Origin of the sequence: Rhizobium sp. UGM030330-04, assembly GCF_003208455.1 — a bacterium.
GTDB lineage: Bacteria > Pseudomonadota > Alphaproteobacteria > Rhizobiales > Rhizobiaceae > Agrobacterium > Agrobacterium rhizogenes_A.
In genome coordinates, this window is sequence record NZ_QKML01000002.1 from 312889 (window position 1) to 331243 (window position 18355).

At 61.0% G+C, this 18355-nt stretch carries 18 protein-coding genes and 1 tRNA gene; 14 read left to right on the forward strand and 5 right to left on the reverse strand.

Annotated elements, in window-relative coordinates:
• Nucleotides 1-104 precede the first annotated feature (104 nt).
• Entirely contained in the window at nt 105-881 is a 777-nt protein-coding gene (locus N434_RS04555; protein ID WP_110756315.1) for a YbaY family lipoprotein, read from the forward strand.
• Between the two features lie 207 nt (nt 882-1088).
• Nucleotides 1089-1973 carry a formyltetrahydrofolate deformylase gene (gene purU, locus N434_RS04565; RefSeq protein ID WP_110756317.1) on the forward strand — a complete coding sequence of 295 codons (885 nt, stop codon included), beginning with the start codon at nt 1089-1091 and terminating at the stop codon, nt 1971-1973.
• Nucleotides 1974-2585: 612 nt separating this feature from the next.
• On the opposite strand, the gene N434_RS04570 is transcribed toward purU, so the two are convergent.
• Together N434_RS04570 and N434_RS04575 are read right to left on the reverse strand one after the other, a co-directional pair.
• A complete protein-coding gene (locus tag N434_RS04570) occupies nt 2586-3971 on the reverse strand; it encodes a sensor histidine kinase (RefSeq protein ID WP_110756318.1) in 1386 nt (461 codons plus the stop codon).
• Nucleotides 3968-4648 (reverse strand): response regulator, encoded by a 681-nt coding sequence (locus N434_RS04575; protein ID WP_010972345.1) that lies wholly within the window; start codon nt 4646-4648, stop codon nt 3968-3970. Before N434_RS04575 ends, N434_RS04570 begins: the two co-directional genes overlap by 4 nt.
• Nucleotides 4649-4729: 81 nt before the next feature.
• On the opposite strand from N434_RS04575, the gene N434_RS04580 reads away from it, so the two are divergent.
• From N434_RS04580 to dps, 10 genes are all read left to right on the forward strand, one after another.
• Complete coding sequence (locus N434_RS04580) at nt 4730-5797, forward strand: ABC transporter substrate-binding protein (RefSeq protein WP_065116048.1); 1068 nt, start codon at nt 4730-4732, stop codon at nt 5795-5797.
• A gap of 355 nt (nt 5798-6152) precedes the next feature.
• Complete coding sequence (locus tag N434_RS04585) at nt 6153-7097, forward strand: Bug family tripartite tricarboxylate transporter substrate binding protein (protein ID WP_065114093.1); 945 nt, start codon at nt 6153-6155, stop codon at nt 7095-7097.
• Complete coding sequence (locus N434_RS04590) at nt 7094-7588, forward strand: tripartite tricarboxylate transporter TctB family protein (protein ID WP_110756320.1); 495 nt, start codon at nt 7094-7096, stop codon at nt 7586-7588. Before N434_RS04585 ends, N434_RS04590 begins: the two co-directional genes overlap by 4 nt.
• Before the next feature lie 105 nt (nt 7589-7693).
• Nucleotides 7694-9211 (forward strand): tripartite tricarboxylate transporter permease, encoded by a 1518-nt coding sequence (locus N434_RS04595; RefSeq protein ID WP_065114095.1) that lies wholly within the window; start codon nt 7694-7696, stop codon nt 9209-9211.
• 130 nt (nt 9212-9341) lie between these two features.
• Nucleotides 9342-9602 (forward strand): hypothetical protein, encoded by a 261-nt coding sequence (locus tag N434_RS04600; RefSeq protein WP_065114096.1) that lies wholly within the window; start codon nt 9342-9344, stop codon nt 9600-9602.
• 262 nt (nt 9603-9864) lie between these two features.
• Nucleotides 9865-10803 carry a siderophore ABC transporter substrate-binding protein gene (locus N434_RS04605; protein ID WP_110756488.1) on the forward strand — a complete coding sequence of 313 codons (939 nt, stop codon included), beginning with the start codon at nt 9865-9867 and terminating at the stop codon, nt 10801-10803.
• A gap of 193 nt (nt 10804-10996) precedes the next feature.
• On the forward strand, nt 10997-11962 hold the full coding sequence (locus N434_RS04610) for an ABC transporter permease (protein WP_110756321.1): 966 nt from the start codon (nt 10997-10999) through the stop codon (nt 11960-11962).
• Nucleotides 11955-12923, forward strand: a complete 969-nt coding sequence (locus N434_RS04615; protein ID WP_110756323.1) for an iron chelate uptake ABC transporter family permease subunit — start codon at nt 11955-11957, stop codon at nt 12921-12923. Before N434_RS04610 ends, N434_RS04615 begins: the two co-directional genes overlap by 8 nt.
• A complete protein-coding gene (locus N434_RS04620) occupies nt 12920-13678 on the forward strand; it encodes an iron ABC transporter ATP-binding protein (protein ID WP_110756325.1) in 759 nt (252 codons plus the stop codon). The genes N434_RS04615 and N434_RS04620 overlap by 4 nt, the downstream gene beginning before the upstream one ends.
• A gap of 122 nt (nt 13679-13800) precedes the next feature.
• Nucleotides 13801-14289, forward strand: a complete 489-nt coding sequence (gene dps, locus N434_RS04625; RefSeq protein WP_110756326.1) for a DNA starvation/stationary phase protection protein Dps — start codon at nt 13801-13803, stop codon at nt 14287-14289.
• Nucleotides 14290-14357: 68 nt separating this feature from the next.
• Here the strand turns inward: dps and N434_RS04630 are convergent, their stop codons facing one another.
• Nucleotides 14358-14579 carry a hypothetical protein gene (locus N434_RS04630; protein ID WP_004443464.1) on the reverse strand — a complete coding sequence of 74 codons (222 nt, stop codon included), beginning with the start codon at nt 14577-14579 and terminating at the stop codon, nt 14358-14360.
• Between the two features lie 371 nt (nt 14580-14950).
• On the opposite strand from N434_RS04630, the gene N434_RS04635 reads away from it, so the two are divergent.
• A tRNA-Gly gene (locus N434_RS04635) sits at nt 14951-15025 on the forward strand.
• Between the two features lie 149 nt (nt 15026-15174).
• Here the strand turns inward: N434_RS04635 and N434_RS04640 are convergent.
• A complete protein-coding gene (locus N434_RS04640) occupies nt 15175-16008 on the reverse strand; it encodes an aldo/keto reductase (RefSeq protein WP_110756328.1) in 834 nt (277 codons plus the stop codon).
• 61 nt (nt 16009-16069) lie between these two features.
• A complete protein-coding gene (locus tag N434_RS04645) occupies nt 16070-17251 on the reverse strand; it encodes an MFS transporter (RefSeq protein ID WP_110756330.1) in 1182 nt (393 codons plus the stop codon).
• Nucleotides 17252-17447: 196 nt separating this feature from the next.
• Between N434_RS04645 and N434_RS04650 the strand changes: the two genes are divergently transcribed.
• Complete coding sequence (locus N434_RS04650) at nt 17448-18347, forward strand: LysR family transcriptional regulator (protein WP_110756331.1); 900 nt, start codon at nt 17448-17450, stop codon at nt 18345-18347.
• The last annotated feature ends 8 nt before the right edge of the window (nt 18348-18355 follow it).

Consider the following 18355-nt stretch of genomic DNA (forward strand, 5'->3'; position numbering starts at 1 on the left):
CTCTCCTCGAGCATTCGGGGGAACATCCATCGGTTCATCGCCCGTTCAGTGCCGTTTTCTATCATCCGTTGAAATTCGAACGGAAACCGCACGGAGCAAGCACCATGAATGATCGCCAGCCTCTTCTTTCGCGCCGCAGTTTCGCCGGGCTTGTTGCGCTCGCCCCGCTTTTTGCGGCAGGCGGCGCGGCGGCCGCACCGGCAAGCCTGCGCGGCAGCGTCTCCTATCGTGAACGCATCGCCCTGCCGCCGGGCGCAACCGTGACAGTGCGCCTGATCGATGTTTCGCGGGCGGATGCGCCGTCGCAGACGATTGCCGAAACCACAATTCGCCCGCGCGGCCAGGTGCCCGTGCCCTTTGTGCTGCGTTATGACGACCGCGACATTCGTGGCCACCTTTCCTATGCGCTGCGCGCTGAAATCCACGACCGCGACCGGCTGCTCTTCACCACCACGCGGCGTTATTCGGTGCTGACCGGCCGCCGCGACGATACCGACCTCGTGCTGGAGCGTGTGGACGCAAGTCCGGGCAGGCCGGAACCGGAAGCCGGCATTGACGGGCGCTGGCTGGTGCAGGACATCAGAGGTGAGCGGGTTCGCGGCCGCCGCCAGGCAACGCTGGAAATTTCCCGCGAGGGCCGCGTGTCAGGCAATGCCGGCTGCAACGGCATCGGCGGCGAAGTGAAAATCAGCCGCAACCGCGTCGATTTCGGCCGGATGATTTCCACCCAGATGGCCTGCGCTCCCGATATCATGCGCCAGGAACGGCAGTTCATCGATGCGCTGGAGGGCGCGCGCTCCTTCAGGCTGGAGCCGCGCCGAGGCACGCTGGAACTGATCGACGGCCGTGGCCGAACGGCCATGCGCCTGCGCCGCGCCTGAGGCCGGTAGCGACCCCGCTGCAACGCCTGCCGCCGCCGTGCTGGCCGTGGAACATTCCATGTCGCTTCCGGCACGGCGCGGGTGCCTTTCCCGTTTTATGACTTTGGCTGCGTTCGTCTTGGCGCTTTGCTCTGCCGCCAAGCTGCGCTATGGAACGCGCCGAACTGCGCCGGTTCATCCCGGCGCGAAGCCTCTGAGGGAAAACGCATGACATCCTATGTTCTGACAGTAGCCTGCAAATCGACCCGCGGCATCGTCGCCGCGATTTCCGGTTATCTGGCGGAAAAAGGCTGCAACATCGTCGACAGTTCGCAGTTCGACGATCTGGAAACCGGCAAGTTCTTCATGCGCGTCTCCTTTATTTCGGAGGAAGGCGCTTCACTTGAGGCCATCACCGAGGGCTTTCAGCCGGTGGCGAAAAAATTCGGCATGGAGGCTGATATCTACCCGGATGGCCAGCGCATGAAAACGATGCTGATGGTGTCGCGTTTCGGCCATTGCCTCAACGACCTGCTCTATCGCTGGAAGATCGGCGCGCTGCCGATCGACATCGTCGGTGTCGTCTCCAACCATTTCGATTATCAGAAAGTGGTCGTCAACCACGACATCCCCTTCCACCACATCAAGGTGACGAAGGAGAACAAGCCGAAGGCCGAAGCCCAGCTGATGGACCTGATCGAGACCAGCGGCACGGAGCTCGTCGTGCTGGCCCGTTACATGCAGGTTCTCTCCGATGACCTGTGCCGCAAGATGTCGGGCAAAATCATCAACATCCACCACTCATTCCTCCCCTCCTTCAAGGGTGCCAACCCCTACAAGCAGGCCTATGAGCGCGGCGTGAAGCTGATCGGCGCAACGGCGCACTATGTCACCGCCGATCTCGACGAAGGCCCGATCATCGAACAGGACACGGTGCGCATCACCCACGCCCAGAGCGCCGACGACTATGTCTCGCTCGGCCGTGACGTGGAAAGCCAGGTGCTGGCCCGCGCCATCCACGCCCACATCCACCACCGCACCTTCATCAACGGCAACCGCACCGTGGTCTTCCCGCCAAGCCCTGGAAGTTATGCTTCGGAACGGATGGGATAAGCCCCGAGACCAGCCAGAGAGCCCGTGATCAGGGATTTGGCGCGAACCACAAGCGTGCTATGGTTCCCCGGCCGGTTCGCACCGGCCGCCGCTCTTTGAAATCGCAGCGATTTTTTGTAATCAGGACCTGCCAGCCCCGCAGGCTCTTCCCTCGCGCGTCGCCGTTCGCGCAATCCGCATTTTTTCCGCAGTCAATTCCGGGGCTTCAGACTCCGGCAGTCGCCTCCTTCGCGGAGGCGTGGATTGAAACCCCGCACGGTCACGGCTGACAAGCTTGTGGCGCTGGTCGCCTCCTTCGCGGAGGCGTGGATTGAAACTACAAAATCGGCTGGCCCCTTCCGGATGATCCAATGTCGCCTCCCTCGCGGAGGCGTGGATTGAAACTTGAACTGCACCACGATGATCTTTTCGGCATATGGTCGCCTTATTCGCAGGGGCGTGAATTGAAACCGCCTGGGCGTCGTCAACAACATCATCCAGATGCTGGCCTCTCTCGCAGAGGCCTAGGTTTAAACAGGGCATAGGTCAATTGATGGGCCGCCTGAATATGTCGCCCCCGGGGCGAGGATTGAAACGCCGCAGCACCCGCCAAACAGGAAGGCACAAAGCCCCTCACCTCATCCCACCAAACACCACCCGTGCCCTCAACCCGCGCCCGCCCGCACCATCCTCCAGCGTCAGCCGCCCGCCGAACAGCCCGGCGATCTCCTCGATGATCGCAAGGCCGAGGCCGGCGCCGGGGGCGGCGTTGGCTTCGCCTCGGGCGAAGCGCTGGCGCACCATGGCGCGTTTTTCCGGTGGGATGCCGGGGCCGTTATCTTCCACTTCCAGCCAGACCGTGCCCGTCTCCCCGCCGACGCGCACGGTGACTTCCGCGCCGCGCCCGGCATAGTTGATGGCGTTGGAAACGAGATTGCCGATCAGTTCGCCGATCAGGAGCGGTTCGGCAAGAATGGTCGCCTCACCCTCGCCTTCGAAACCAAGATCAATGCCGGCGTCGGCCGCACGCGGCACGAAATCGGCGGTCACGTTCTGCGCAACGGCCACGAGATCTATCGCGGAAAAATCGTGTTTTTCGCTGGAGCCGGCAGCATCGATATTGGCCATGCGCAGAAGCTGGGCGAGGATATGTTCGGCATGCGCCACTGACGCACCGCCCTTCAGCGCCGCCGCCTGCGCTTCCTCTAAACTCCCCGCGCGGGCGGAAAGGGCGAGCTGGGTGCTGATGATGGCAAGCGGTGTGCGCAGCTGGTGGCTGGCATTGCCGGTGAAATGCCGGAGCGCGTCCAGCGCCGACTGCAGCCGCACCATGAAGGAATTGACGGTCTCCACCAGATTTTCCACCTCCACCGGCACGGATTGACGGATGGGGTGCAGGTCGTTCGGGCTGCGCTCGGCAATGGCTTCGCTGAGCCGGTAAAGCGGCCTGAGCGAAATCGTCACCGCGATCCAGACGATGATCGCCGCCCCCACAATCATCAAAAGCAGCCGCAGCGCGGAACGCAGAATGATGGCCTGCGCCAGCCGGCTGCGGGCAATGGTGGTTTCGGCAACCGTTACGGAAAACGGCACGGAATTGATGCCGGTGGAAGCAAAACGCCTGATAGCGGCAATACGGATCGGCTCGTCGCGAAACACCGCATCGCGATAGGCGGGCGTATCGCCATTCGTGTTCTCCACCGTCGGCAGGTTCTGGTAACCGGTGAGGAATTGCCCGTTCGGCCCGTCGACCCGGTAAAACACCCGGTCCTGCGCCGCAGATGTCAGCATTTCCAGCGCGACATAGGGAATGTCGACTTCCAGCGAGCCATCCTCGGCCACCACCACCCGCTCGGCAATGGCAAGTGCGGAACCGGAAAGCACCCGGTCGGAGACGACATTGGCGGTGTTGACCGCCTCGCGCCAGGTATCGGTCAGCGCAATGCAGCCGATGATGGCGGTGGAAATGAGAAGCCAGCCTAAAAGTCGCCGCCTGAGCGAATAGGCGGCCTGTCTCATTCAGCCATCTCCGGCAGCTTTTCCAGATAATAACCGATGCCGCGCGCCGTCTTCACCGTCAGCCCGTGGGGGGCAAGCCGCTTGCGCAGACGGCTGACATATTGCTCGATGGCATTGGCGGAAATATCGTCGTCGAAGCCGGTGAGCGACTGTACGATCGCCTCCTTGGCAACCACCTTGCCGGCCCGCATGAACAGCACTTCCAGCAGCGCCACCTCGCGCGCCGGAATATCAAGCGGACGCCCATCGGCCGAAAAGGTGCGTGATGTGAGATCGAACAGCACCTTGCCAAAACTCAGCGCCGAGGAGCGCAGGCCAGCATTGCGGCGCAGCAGCACCCGCACCCTTGCCTCGAATTCGGTAATGTCGAACGGCTTGATCATGTAGTCGTCGGCACCGAGATCAAGCCCCTTGACCTTTTCCTCCGGCGTGCCGCGCGCCGTCAGGATCAACACCGCTGCCTTGTCCTGGCGCGAACGCATGGAGCGCAGCACTTCGATACCGTCCATTTCCGGCAGGTTGAGATCGAGAATGACCAGATCGAAACTTTCAGCCGCAATCGCCGCATCGGCGGAAGCGCCGTCGGAAACCACGTCCACCGCATAGCCGCTGCCGCGCAGCAGCGCCGAAAGACCTTCCGACAGCACCTGATTGTCCTCGACCAGCAAAATACGCAAATCTTCCTCCTGCAGCATTCCCGAGTTTAACCAAGCCCTTACCGCTTGTGAATGGCAAGCGCCTGCGGCATGATCTTTTCCATGCGTATCTGTCTTCTTCTTTGCCTCTGTCTCTGCATGGCTTCACCCGCGCTTGCGCAGGTTGCCGTTTTTCCGGCCCCCTCAGGCAAGGCGGATGCCGAAACGCTGGTGGTCTATTCCTCTCTGGATGAACCTCTGGCAACGCCGATGATCGAAGGTTTCCAGAAGGCCAATCCCGATATCGCCGTCCATTACGAGGATATGCTGACCGGCGAAATCTATGACCGCATCGTCAAGGAAACCGATGCCGGCAAAAAAACCGCCGATTTCGCCTTCTCTTCCGCCATGGATCTGCAAGTAAAACTGAGCAATGACGGTTACGCCCAGCGCTCGGATCTCGCCATGAGCGCCCGCTGGCCCGCCTGGGCCAACTGGCGCAACACCGCCTATGCGCTGACCTTCGAGCCGGCGGTCTTCGTGTATCACAAGCCGAGCTTCACCACCGAAAAGCCGCCCGCCACCCGCGCCGAATTCGTCAATTATCTCGAGCACCACGCCAAGGAGGTACATGGCCGCATCGCCACCTATGACATCGAACGCTCCGGTGTCGGGTTCCTGTTCATGTCGCGGGATCAGGAGCAGTTCGGCGATATATGGAGTGTCATCAAGGCCATGGGCGCGGCGGGCGTGAAGGTCTATTCCACCTCCTCGGCCATTCTGGAGCGCGTTTCCGACGGCCGTTTCGTGCTGGGCTACAACATTCTCGGCTCCTATGCGGCGGACTGGGCCTCACGCCACCCCGATGTCGGCATCGTGCTGCCCAAGGATTATACCGTGGTCATGTCGCGCATCGGGCTGGTGCCGGAAGCCGCCGCCAATCCCGAACTCGGCCGCCGTTACCTCGAATTCTTCATGTCCAAGGAAGGCCAGACGATCATGGCCCGGCAATTGCAGATCCCGGCCGTCAGCCCGGAAGTGGCGGGCGAAAACACCGCCAACACCATGCAAGCCATCCACGGCGCACAATTGCGCCCCGTGCCCGTCAGCCCCGGCCTGATGGTCTATCTGGACCAGGTCAAGCGCAGCCGTCTGATCGAGCGCTGGAACGAGGCGTTGCGCTCGCAATAAAGGGTTGAGAATGCCGAGTGCTGGAGTTCTCCTCATCCCTGTGCTTGTCACAGGAATGAGGGTGGAGTGAGCGCCCAAAGCAAAGTCGCAGCACACACCGTTGTAGACGCCCGACACAAATTAATAGAGAGTAAATGCGCTAGGACTTGCGTAGCGTCAGTTAGATGACAGCTTTTTGTGATGCTCTGCAATCCTTCTTCATTCCGTGGAGGCGGAAGAAGATGCGGGAGGAAATCTTGAGGATTGCCAAGGCCCTGCGCTGAGTTCTCAGCGCCGGCACAGATGCGCCCTGAAGCCCCCTTCCGCATAAACGAAAAACGACGCCCAAAAGGGCATCCTGAGGAGGGTTTTCTAAGTGAAACATTTTCTTATCGGCACATTTCTGGCGGGCGTGATCGCTCTTCCGGCGGTTGCAGCGGATTACACCATCATTGCCCCGGCCAACCCCGGCGGCGGCTGGGACCAGACCGCGCGTTCCCTGCAGACCGTGCTGCAGGAAGAAGGCATTTCCAAGAGCGTTCAGGTGCAGAACGTACCGGGTGCCGGCGGCACCATCGGCCTTGCGCAGTTCGCCAGCCAGCAGAAGGGCAATCCGAACGCCCTCATCGTCGGCGGCTACGTGATGGTCGGCGCGATCCTCACCAACAATGCACCGGTCACCCTCAAGGACGTGACGCCGATTGCCCGCCTCACCGGCGAATATGAAGCGATCGTCGTTCCGGCATCCTCGCCGCTGAAGACCATCGGCGACCTCGTTGACCAGCTCAAGAAAGACCCCGGCAGCGTGTCCTGGGGCGGCGGCTCCGCCGGCGGCACCGACCATATCGCGGTTGGCCTGATCGCCAAGGCAGCCGGCGTCGATCCGACCAAGATCAACTACATCGCTTACTCCGGCGGTGGCGAAGCACTTGCCTCGATCCTCGGCTCGCAGGTTACGGCCGGCATTTCGAGCTATGGTGAATTCGAAAGCCAGGTAAAGGCCGGCACGCTGCGTCTGCTTGCTGTTTCCAGCGAAGAGAAGCTGGAAGGCGTCGACGCACCGACGCTGAAGGAAAGCGGCCTTGATGTCGTCGTGCAGAACTGGCGCATGGTCGCCGCTCCTCCCGGCCTGACGCCGGAACAGGAAAAGGCCGTCAATGCCGACGTCGAAAAGCTGGCGAAGTCCGCCAAGTGGCAGGAAACCCTGAAGACCAAGAGCTGGATGGACACCTATCTCGCCGGTGACGAGTTCAAGGAACAGCTTGCCAAGGACACTGCCGCCACCGAAACGATCCTCAAAGACATCGGACTGGTAAAATGAGCCAGGGTTCCAACCCTTCACAACATCAAAAGCGCCGCCCTGACTGGGCGGCGCTGGTGATTGCCATCGCCCTCGTCGCCATCGCCTGCGTGATCTTCTGGGACAGCGCCCGTCTCGCCAGCGTCACCGGTTATTCGCCGGTCGGCCCGGCAACCGTGCCTTATGCCATAGGCTTCTGTCTTGTCGGCCTGGCGCTCTGGACAGCCGTTGAGGCCTGGCGCGGTGATTTTCCCGAACGCGACAGGCAGGAAATCGCTCCGGTCGTCTGGGTCATTGCCGGTCTCGCCGCTCAGATGCTGCTGCTGAATGTGGCGGGTTTCTCCATTGCCACGGGTCTGCTTTTCGCCTTCACGGCGCGCGCCTTCGGCAAACGCAAGCTCTGGTATTCGATCCCCATCGGCGTCGTCCTGAGCTTTGCCATCTGGTTCATTTTTGCGCGCCTGCTGCAGCTTTCGCTGCCCGCCGGACCTCTGGAACGGCTGTTCTTCTAACAGCCATTCCAGCCAAATTCGAGATCACAGGAAACCGCAGGCGCGCGATGACGCACGCCAGCCGTTCCGCCCGCCCATCGGGTCCACTTTGGGGGACATCTGTCCATGAGTACGTTTGAATTCCTGCTGCACGGTCTTGAGGTTGCTGCCCAACCCATGAACCTGCTCTATGCGCTGATCGGCGTCACGCTCGGCACCGCCGTCGGCGTTCTGCCCGGTATCGGCCCGGCGCTGACCGTTGCGCTGCTTCTGCCCGTCACCTACCGGCTCGATCCCGCCGGCTCGCTCATCATGTTCGCGGGCATCTATTATGGCGGCATGTATGGCGGATCGACCACCTCGATCCTGCTCAACACGCCGGGCGAAAGCGCCTCGATCGTCACAGCGCTCGAAGGCAACAAGATGGCCCGCAAGGGCAGAGGCGGCCCGGCCCTTGCCACCGCCGCCATCGGCTCCTTCGTCGCCGGCCTCATCGCCACCATCGCGCTCGCCTTCATCGCGCCCTATATCGTCAAGCTGGCGCTGGTTTTCGGCCCGCGTGAATATTTCGCGCTGATGGTGCTCGCCTTCGTCACCGTTTCCTCCGCTTTCGGGGATTCGGCACTGCGCGGCCTCACCTCGCTGTTCATCGGCTTTGCGCTTGCCATCGTCGGCATCGACCAGCTGACCGGCCAGACCCGCATGAGCTTCGGCGTTCCCGATCTGCTCGACGGTGTGGAAGTGACGACGCTTGCCGTTGCCATGTTCGCCATCGGCGAAACGCTGTTCATCGTCGCCCAGGGCAGCACCGGCCCCGACAAGGTCGAAGCCGTCAAGGGCTCGGTCTGGATGAGCGCGCAGGACTGGGCACGCTCGTGGAAAGCCTGGCTGCGCGGCACGCTGATCGGCTTCCCCATCGGCGCCATGCCGGCGGGCGGTGCTGAAATCGGCACCTTCCTGTCCTATGCCACCGAAAAGAAGCTGACCAAATATCCGGAAGAATTCGGTCATGGCGCCATCGAAGGCGTCGCCGGTCCGGAAGCCGCCAACAATGCGTCCGCCGCCGGCACGCTGGTGCCACTGCTGACGCTGGGCCTGCCGACCACGGCAACCGCCGCCATCATGCTCGCCGGCTTCCAGCAATATGGCCTGCAGCCCGGCCCGCTGCTGTTCGCCACCAATCCGCAGCTCGTCTGGGGCCTGATCGCCAGCCTGTTCATCGCCAACCTGATGCTGCTGGTGCTCAACCTGCCGCTCGTTGGCCTGTGGGTGAAGCTGCTGACCATTCCGAAGCCATGGCTTTATGCCGGCATCCTGCTGTTTGCGACGCTCGGCACCATCGGCGCCAACCCGTCGGTGTTCGAACTCGGCATGCTGCTCGCCTTCGGTATCCTCGGCTACATCATGCGTATCTTCGGTTATCCGATTGCGCCTGCGGTCGTTGGTCTCATCCTCGGCCCGCTTGCCGAACAGCAGCTGCGCCGCGCGCTTGCCATCGGTCAGGGCGACCCGACGGTGCTGTTCACCTCGCCGATTGCCGTTGGCCTGTTCATCGTCGCGGCAGCCGCTTTCATCATCCCGCTGATCATGCGCATCCGCGGCCGTGGCGAGGTGCTGACGCAGCTTGCCGCCAACGAGGACTGAGAAACCAGGAACCTCCCAAGGCAACTGGCCCCGCATCCTGCCGGATGCGGGGCTTTTTTATTCACATCAACGGGATATCTGGCGCAGAGGTGACCATGATATAATTCCGGTCCAACCCCAGGAGAAAACCATGCGCAAGATCGCGATCATGATGGTTCTGGCCCTTGCCGGCTGCGCCACCGCCGCTCCCGACGTGGAGCCCATTCCCGGCAGCATCACCTATGGTGGCCAGCCCCGCACCAAACTGACCAAATCCCCCATCGGCAGCACGCTCAGCAATGAATTTGTCATGGGTGACGGGCGGCTGGCGATCGAGACCTACCGGATACAGCCGGACCGCTCCCTGAAGCTGGAGAGACGCGAAATCGTCGGCGACTGGCCGCCCGAGTGAGGCGTGCGGCCACAGACCGGGTTTGCGACGTGAGTGAAAACGGTGTTTCCGTCATGCTCGGGCTTGTCCCGAGGATGACGTCCGGAGAGATTGCAAACCATGCTCCACCGTCTCCACATTTCCCGCTCACCGCAATTCAGAACCGTTCTAAAACATATTTTTGATTTCCGCCGACCTTGTCAATAAAGCTGATAACGAACATCAAGTTAACCCGACGGAAAGCTTTCCGCCGGTCCAGAACCATATTGCAAGGGACATATTCGTGGCCATCAACTTCACCTTCCCCGTTCGGCTGCTGGCGGCAGCGGCCTTCAGCCTTGGCGCGATGACCGCGGGCGCGCAGGAAATGACGATCAAGCACGCGCAGGGCGAGACCGTACTGAAAGCGGCACCGAAGAAGGTTCTGGTTCTGGATATTCCCTCGCTCGACAATCTCGATGCGCTGGGCGTCGAGCCGACAGGCGTGGTCGGCTCCAACCTGCCGGCCTATCTGCAGAAATATGCCGACGACAAATATCTGAAGGTCGGCACGCTGTTTGAGCCCGATTACGAGGCGATCAATGCGGCTGAAGCCGATCTCGTCATCGTCGGCGGCCGTTCGCGGGCGAAATATCCTGACGTTTCGAAGATCACACCCGCCATCGACATGTCGATCGATTCCAAGGAATTCATCAACAGCGTCAAAGGCAACATCACCAAGCTCGGCGATATCTTCGGCAAGCAGGAAGAGGCAAGGAAGCTCGATGCCGCCCTCGACGAAAAAGTCGCCAGGCTGAAAGAGATCGCCCCGAATTCCGGCACGGCGATGATCCTCCTGACCAATGCCGGCAAGGTCGGCGTGTATGGCCCGAGCTCGCGCACCGGCTGGCTGCACACCGAAATCGGCTTCAAGCCGGTCGCCGCCGACATCGATGACCGCTTCGACCGCGGCGACGTCGTATCCTTCGAATATCTGGCCGAGGTCAATCCCGAATGGCTGTTCGTGATCGACCGTGATGCCGGCATCGGCCGTGCCACGGACCCCGGCAAGGCGGCCGCACAGGTGCTGGACAACGAACTGATCCACCAGACCAATGCCTGGAAGAAAAAGCAGATCGTCTATCTCGATCCGCAGGCGGCCTATATCGTCAGCAGCGGTTATACGGCGCTCAACACCCTGCTCGATCAGGTCTACAAGGCCGTCTCCGAGAAGAAGTCGTAAAGACTGCCGGGTATCCAATCCTGAAGGCTGCTCCACACCCGACGTCATCCTCGGGCTTGACCCGAGGATCCATCGCGCGTCAGGTTGTGGATCCTCGGGTCAAGCCCGAGGATGACAAAGGAGAGGTCGAACAACTGTTTCGACAGCCTGCGAAGCCACCGGGAGCTTTCACCATTTTCGAAAAACCGCCGAAGTGAAATCTCTGTCTCTCATCTTTGCCCTGCTGCTAGCGCTGACGCTCGCCATCGTCAGCCTGTTCGTCGGCGTAAGCAACCTTTCGCTCACAACGCTCTTCGCACCTGATACGAGCGCGGATGCGCTGCGCGTGCTGCTCGTCAGCCGGATTCCGCGCACGCTGGCGCTCATCTTGGCCGGCAGCTCGATGGCGATTGCCGGTCTCATCTTGCAGATGCTGGTGCGCAACCGCTTCGTGGAACCTTCGACGGCCGGCACGACCGAATCCGCCGGTCTCGGCCTTCTCGTCGTCACCCTGTTTGCACCCGAAACGCCGATCTTCGGCAAGATGCTGGTGGCAGCCGTTTTCGCGCTCGCCGGCACGGCGCTTTTCCTGCGTATCCTGAGACAGGTGCCGCTGCGCGATGTGCTGCTGGTGCCGCTGATCGGCATCATGCTCGGCGGCGTCATTTCCGCCGTCACCACATTCTTCGCCTATCGTTTCGACCTGCTGCAATCGCTCGGCGCATGGATGACGGGGGATTTTTCCGGCGTGCTGCGCGGCCGTTATGAGTTGCTGTGGGTCGGTTTCATCTTCGCCATTGCCGCCTATCTCGCCGCCGACCGCTTCACCGTGGCCGGCATGGGGCGCGACTTCACCACCAATCTCGGCCTCAACTACCGCCGGGTGATGGCGCTCGGCCTCACCATCGTTTCGCTGGTCAGCGCCGTCGTCGTCGTCACCGTCGGCATGATCCCCTTTCTCGGCCTGATCGTGCCGAATGTCGTCAGCCTGATGATCGGCGATAATATGCGCCGCTCCGTGCCCTGGGTGGCAACGCTTGGCGCGGTCTTCGTGCTCTCCTGCGACATCATCGGCCGGACCGTGCGCGCGCCTTACGAAATACCGATCGGCACCGTGGTCGGCGTCATCGGCAGCGCGCTGTTCCTCTATCTCCTGCTGCGGAAACGCCACCATGCGTGAGAGACACCCCGACCGGCGTGCAAAAACCGTTCTGCTCGTGCTTGCGGCATTGGCACTGATCTCCATGGCCGCCTTCATGACGCTCGGCGCAAAAGGCAGCTGGAGTTTCGTGCTGCCCTTTCGCGGCATCAAGCTTCTGTCGCTCTTGCTGGTGGCCTATGCCATCGCCGTCTCCACCGTGCTGTTCCAGACGGTCACCAACAATCGCATCCTCACCCCTTCGGTAATGGGTTTCGATTCGCTTTACGTGCTGATGCAGACCGGGCTGATCTTCGTCTTCGGCTCGGCAACCGTTGTCATGATCGATCCGCAGCTGAAGTTCATCGTTGAAACCACGCTGCTCGTCACCTTTTCCGCCCTGCTCTACCGCTGGCTTTTCGTCGGCGCGGAACGCAGCCTGCATCTTCTCGTACTGGTCGGCATCGTCTTCGGCGTCTTTTTCCGCAGCCTCTCGGGCTTCATGCAGCGCGTGCTCGACCCAAACGAATATACGGTGCTGCAGGATGTGCTCTTCGCCAGCTTCAACTCCATCGATCCCACGCTTCTGACGATCTCGGCGATCATCATCGGTGTCGTGACCATCATCGGGCTGCGCCTCATGCACACGCTCGACGTCCTCTCGCTCGGCCGCGCGACGGCCATCAGCCTCGGCGTCGACTATAAACGCACGGTCACCATCATCCTCGTGCTGGTCTCCGTGCTCGTCGCTGTCTCAACCGCACTCGTCGGCCCGGTCATGTTCTTCGGCCTGCTGGTCGCCGCCCTTGCGCATTATCTCACCGGCAACAGCAAACACGCCTATGTGCTGCCGGCGGCGATCCTCATCGCCATAATCTGCCTCGTCGGTGGCCAGGTGGTGCTGGAGCGGGTCTTCGCCTTCGATACGGCGCTTTCCATCATCATCGAATTTCTGGGCGGCATCGTCTTTATCGGTCTTATTTTGAAGCGGGGTGCGCGATGATCATCGCCAGTCAGATCAGCAAATCCTATGGCGATACGCTCGTTGTCGACGGCGTCTCCGTCTCCATTCCGGCAGGCGGCGTCACCTCGATCATCGGCCCGAACGGGGCGGGAAAATCGACGCTGCTTTCCATCGTCGCGCGGCTGATGTCCATGGATGCAGGAACCGTGACGGTCGATGGTCTGGATGTGAGCAAGACCGCTTCCGATACGCTGGCAAAACGCCTCTCGATCCTGCGGCAAGATAACCACATCTCCTCGCGCCTGACGGTGCGCGATCTCGTCGGTTTTGGCCGTTACCCCTATTCAAAGGGCCGCCCCACCATGGAAGACAAGGTCCATATCGACCGGGCGCTGGAGTATCTCAATCTCGAACCGCTGGCCGGCCGCTTTCTGGACGAGCTTTCCGGCGGCCAGCGCCAGCGCGCCTTCGTGGCCATGGTTCTGTGTCAGGACACGGATTATGTGCTGCTCGACGAGCCACTCAACAATCTCGACATGAAACATGCCTCCAGCATGATGAAGATCATGCGCAAGGCAGCCGACGAATTGAAGAAGACCGTGGTTCTGGTGCTGCACGACATCAACTTCGCCTCCTGGTATTCCGACACCATCATCGCCATGCGCGAGGGCCGCATCTGCCATCAGGGGCCGGCGGAAGAAATCATCCGCCCGGAGATTCTCAAGGACATCTACGACATGCCGATCCGCGTCGAGGACATAGACGGCCGGCGCATCTGCCTGTTTTACGAATGACATGATGATTGCGCAGGATTTTTGCCGCTGCGGTGCTTAACATGGAACAGGGCCACAGGCCCGGACGTTAATCGACAGACTTTTCCAAAGCGGCATTCCGTCCGCAACTTCAGGAGACATCGATGAAGACGCACAAGACGAAAAACGATCTGCCTTCCAACGCGAAATCGACCGTGATCGGCATTCTGAATGAATCGCTGGCCTCGGTGATCGACCTTGCGCTTATCACCAAGCAGGCGCACTGGAACCTGAAGGGCCCGCAATTCATCGCCGTCCACGAACTTCTCGACACGTTCCGCGCCCAGCTCGACAATCACGGCGACACGATTGCCGAACGCGTCGTGCAGCTTGGCGGTACCGCACTCGGCAGCCTGCAGGCCGTCTCCTCGACGACGAAGCTCAAGGCCTACCCAACCGATATCTATAAAATCCACGACCACCTCGACCAATTGATCGAGCGTTATGGCGAGGTGGCGAACATGATCCGCAAGGCGATCGACGATTCCGACGAGGCCGGCGATCCGACAACGGCCGACATCTTCACCGCCGCCTCGCGCGATCTCGACAAGGCGCTGTGGTTCCTTGAAGCGCATGTGCAGGAAAAGAGCTGAGCGGAAATCCGCCCGCCAAACAGCAAAGCGCCCGGATCATCCGGGCGCTTTTTTTTCATATTCAAGCGTCAGTGGCGCCGCAGAACGGCAAGCCCGATGTCCCGCAGCATCTCATGATCGAGAATGCCGCGCTGGGCGCTGCGGATCAGAACCGCTGCGCACTCGTTGGCAACGTGGCTGCTGCGATCTTGAAGGCACTCGAAACATACGCCATCGAAAATATTCTGCAGATCGGTGATCTGCTCCGGCGACAACTGTGCGCCAACCCGTTCAAAAGCTGCATACGACAAGGCTCATCCTCCTGATGATATGCCAAGTATCGTTTCTTCTTTTCGTGGACATGAAATTTGTACACCCGAACGAATCACTTGTCGAATCAGATTTTAACCAAATGTAAACAGGTAATTTTCTGGCCCTTTGGCAGGCGATTCGCCTTTCACCGCCACAATAAAGGCCTGCCGAAACAATGCCTTCCGCCGCCATGGGGCTTCCTGAGGCCGCGACGGACCGCCCGTTTCGAATAAAGCCCCAGACAGAAGGATTTCCACCGAAACCGCAAAAGAAACTGTTGCATTCCAAAATCGATTGAGCGATATAGCACCCGTCGCCGAACTTCGGCGGTCCGCAGTCCAGCGAACTACCCCGGACCAGCGGTTTTTGAGCGGGTGTAGCTCAGGGGTAGAGCACAACCTTGCCAAGGTTGGGGTCGAGGGTTCAAATCCCTTCGCCCGCTCCAGTCTTCCAGATCAGACAGATAGATTTTCACCGTCCCGGATGTGAGACGCGTCGTTTTTGCGGCTGTAGAAATGTATCGCCGTGCCGAATGTACGGAGTTTCCCACGCAAGAGGAAACCGGGAAGAGCGTTCCCTCCCCGGTCGTCATCATCAGGCAGCCTGATCCCAGACGGGCGCCAGCCCATCCGGCGAAACGATGCGGCCATTCGGTCCGGCGAGCGCACGGATCGCCGCCATTTCATCGGCGGAAAGCTCGAAATCGAAGATGGCGAGATTTTCATCGACACGGGCTTCGTTCACGGTTTTCGAAAGGGCAACGACACCCTGCTGCTGCACCAGCCAGCGCAGAACCACTTGCGCCACCGACTTGCCACGGCCTGCGGCAATCTCCTTCAGAACCGGATCGGCGAACACCTTGCCGTCAGCCATGCCGTAATAACCCGTCACCGACATGCCCGCTTCTCTGGCGGCCGCCATCACCACGTCCTGATCGATATAGGGGTGGTATTCGATCTGGTTCGTGACGATCGGAGCTTTGGAGAGCTTCACCGCCTCGGCCATCAGCGCCGTATTGAAGTTGGAGACGCCGATATGGCGGACCTTGCCCGCTTCCTTCACCGCGTTCAGCGCACCGATCTGTTCGGCAAGCGAAACCGCCTCGTTCGGCCAGTGCAGCAGCAGCAGATCGACATAATCGGTCTTCAGCTTTTTCAGGCTCTCATCGACGGAAGCGAGGAAAGCATCATGTTTGTAGTTCTCGACCCAGACCTTGGTGGTGAGGAAGATATCGCCCCGCGCAATGCCGGAAGCGGCGATGGCCTCTCCGACCTCGGCCTCATTGCCGTAAATCTGGGCCGTGTCGATATGGCGAAAACCGGCTTTCAGCGCATGGGGAACGATGCGCAGGACATCCGGGCCGGGAATGCGGAAGGTGCCGAAGCCGAGGGCAGGAATGGAAGCGCCATTTGCGGTAACATCAAACATATATTTTCTCCTTTGAAGTGGCCCGGCCGACTTGGGAGCGGCCGGGAATTTCATGAAAAGTTCAGGCGGTTTTCAGCGTCAGCGCGGCGCGGCGATCGAGCGCGCTGCTCCAGAGGGTCAAGAGCAGGGCCACGGCGACGAGGATGGCGCCGACCCACGGGGTTGCGGCAAGACCCATCGGCGATTCCACCACCAGACCGCCAAGCCATGCGCCAATGGCGATGCCGAGATTGAAGGCGGCGATGTTGAGCGCCGAGGCGACATCAACGGCACCGGGGCGATGTTCCTTGGCAAGCTGCACCACATAAAGTTGCAGGCCGGGAACATTGGCGAAGGACAGGAAACCGAGCGCGGCAAGCGTGATGAGCGTCAGCACCGGCGAGAAGGCCGTGAAGGAAAAGACGAGCAACACGATGGACTGCGCCAGGAAGAGGCCGATCAGCGCCTTGACCGGGTTATGGTTGGCGATCCTGCCGCCGCCGATATTGCCGGCCGCGATGGCGATGCCATAGAGCACGAGGATCAGGCTGACGCTCTTTTCCGAAAAGCCGGTCACATCCTGCAGGATCGGCGCAAGGAAGGTGAAGGCGACGAAGGTGCCGCCGTAACCAAGCGCGGTCATGGCAAAGACGATGAGCAGGCGGCCGGAACCGAGAACGCGGACCTGATCGAGCAGGCTGGCAGGCGGCGCCTTCTTGAGCGTGTTCGGCAGAAGGGCGGCAATGCCGAAGAAGGCGATGACGCCAAGCGCGGCAACGGCCCAGAAGGTCGCACGCCAGCCGAAGACCTGGCCGATATAGGTGCCGAGCGGAACGCCGGTGACGATGGCGACCGTCAGCCCCATGAACATCATGGCAATAGCAGAGGCGCGGCGGTTTTCCGGCACGAGATCGGCGGCGATGGTCGCGCCGACGGAGAAGAAGACGCCGTGGGCGAAAGCGGCGATGACGCGGGCGACAAGCAGCATCTCATAGCTGGGTGACAGCGCCGCGGCGCTGTTGCCGATGATGAACAGGGCCATGAGGCCAAGCAGCAGCGGCTTTCTTTCGATCCTGCCGGTCAGCGCCGTCAGGATCGGTGCGCCGAAGGTGACGCCCAGCGCGTAGACGCTGACGATAAGGCCGGCGAGCGGCAGGGTAATGTTGAGATCGGTCGCCACCGTCGGCAGAAGGCCGACAATGACGAACTCCGTGGTGCCGATCGCATAGGCCGCGATCGTCAGGGCAAATATGGCCAATGGCATGACGAATACCTCTTCGCCCAGCGGGATCGCGGGCGTTCTGGACAGCGATGCTGTCTGGTTGGATCGTTTGGACAGCGACAGCGGTGCTGTCCGGTTGGATCAAATCTATGAACCGCAATATGGGCGAAGGGGACTTGCATGATAATCGGCAAAGATGGATAAATACCTTTGAATTAATTTCACAAGCAGAGCAGCGATGGACAATCGGGCCGGAGAAATGGAAGTCTTCGTGGCGGCGGCTGAACTCGGCAGTTTTTCGGCTGCCGGGCGCAGGCTGAAGCTTTCACCCTCGGCTGTGAGCAAGCTGGTGACGCGGATAGAAGACCGCCTCGGCACCCGTCTTCTTGCCCGCTCCACGCGTGTGGTGACGCTGACGCCGGAGGGGGAAGTCTACCTTTCCCGCGCAAGGCGCATTCTGGCCGACATCGCCGAAACGGAACAGATCGTGGCAAGCGGCGGCAAGGTGGTGCCGCGCGGCCTGCTGCGCGTCAACGCCACGCTGGGCTTCGGCGAACGTTATCTCCTGCCGCTCGCACCGGAATTCCTGTCGCTTTATCCCGAAATCGAGCTGGATATCTCGCTGACCGACGGCGTCATCAGCCTGATCGAGGAACGCACCGATATCGCCATCCGCTCCGGCGCGATGGGAGATTCGTCCCTGAAGGCGAGAAAGCTGAAGGAGGTGCGCCGCATCATCGTCGCCTCCCCCGCCTATATCGAACAACACGGCATGCCGGAAACACCGCAGGATCTGGCGCAGCACAATTGCTTCAGCTTCAATTTCAGCCGCAGCCTCAACGAATGGCCGTTTCGCGACCCCGGCTCGGCGGAAGTCTATCGCCTTCCCGTCACCGGCAATGTCGCGGTCAACAGCGGCATGGCCATGCGAAGGCTCTGCCTGACGGGGTTAGGGCTCGGAAGGGTCGGCGAGTTTCATATCGAACCGGATATCGAGGCCGGCCTGCTGGTGCCGGTGCTGGAAGACTATAATGCCGAGGAGATGGAAGTGATCCACGCGGTTTATGCCGGCCACGAACACCTGGCCGCGCGCGTGCGCGCCTTTATCGACTTTGTCGCGGCAAGGGTCGGGCGGTGACTGGCCGC

Coding starts and splice junctions, on each gene's coding strand:
- N434_RS04555 (WP_110756315.1), top strand. CDS start 105: ATGAATGATCGCCAGCCTCTTCTTTCGCGCCGCAGTTTCGCCGGGCTT.
- purU (WP_110756317.1), top strand. CDS start 1,089: ATGACATCCTATGTTCTGACAGTAGCCTGCAAATCGACCCGCGGCATC.
- N434_RS04570 (WP_110756318.1), bottom strand. CDS start 3,971: ATGAGACAGGCCGCCTATTCGCTCAGGCGGCGACTTTTAGGCTGGCTT.
- N434_RS04580 (WP_065116048.1), top strand. CDS start 4,730: ATGCGTATCTGTCTTCTTCTTTGCCTCTGTCTCTGCATGGCTTCACCC.
- N434_RS04590 (WP_110756320.1), top strand. CDS start 7,094: ATGAGCCAGGGTTCCAACCCTTCACAACATCAAAAGCGCCGCCCTGAC.
- N434_RS04595 (WP_065114095.1), top strand. CDS start 7,694: ATGAGTACGTTTGAATTCCTGCTGCACGGTCTTGAGGTTGCTGCCCAA.
- N434_RS04600 (WP_065114096.1), top strand. CDS start 9,342: ATGCGCAAGATCGCGATCATGATGGTTCTGGCCCTTGCCGGCTGCGCC.
- N434_RS04615 (WP_110756323.1), top strand. CDS start 11,955: ATGCGTGAGAGACACCCCGACCGGCGTGCAAAAACCGTTCTGCTCGTG.
- N434_RS04620 (WP_110756325.1), top strand. CDS start 12,920: ATGATCATCGCCAGTCAGATCAGCAAATCCTATGGCGATACGCTCGTT.
- dps (WP_110756326.1), top strand. CDS start 13,801: ATGAAGACGCACAAGACGAAAAACGATCTGCCTTCCAACGCGAAATCG.
- N434_RS04640 (WP_110756328.1), bottom strand. CDS start 16,008: ATGTTTGATGTTACCGCAAATGGCGCTTCCATTCCTGCCCTCGGCTTC.
- N434_RS04645 (WP_110756330.1), bottom strand. CDS start 17,251: ATGCCATTGGCCATATTTGCCCTGACGATCGCGGCCTATGCGATCGGC.
- N434_RS04650 (WP_110756331.1), top strand. CDS start 17,448: ATGGACAATCGGGCCGGAGAAATGGAAGTCTTCGTGGCGGCGGCTGAA.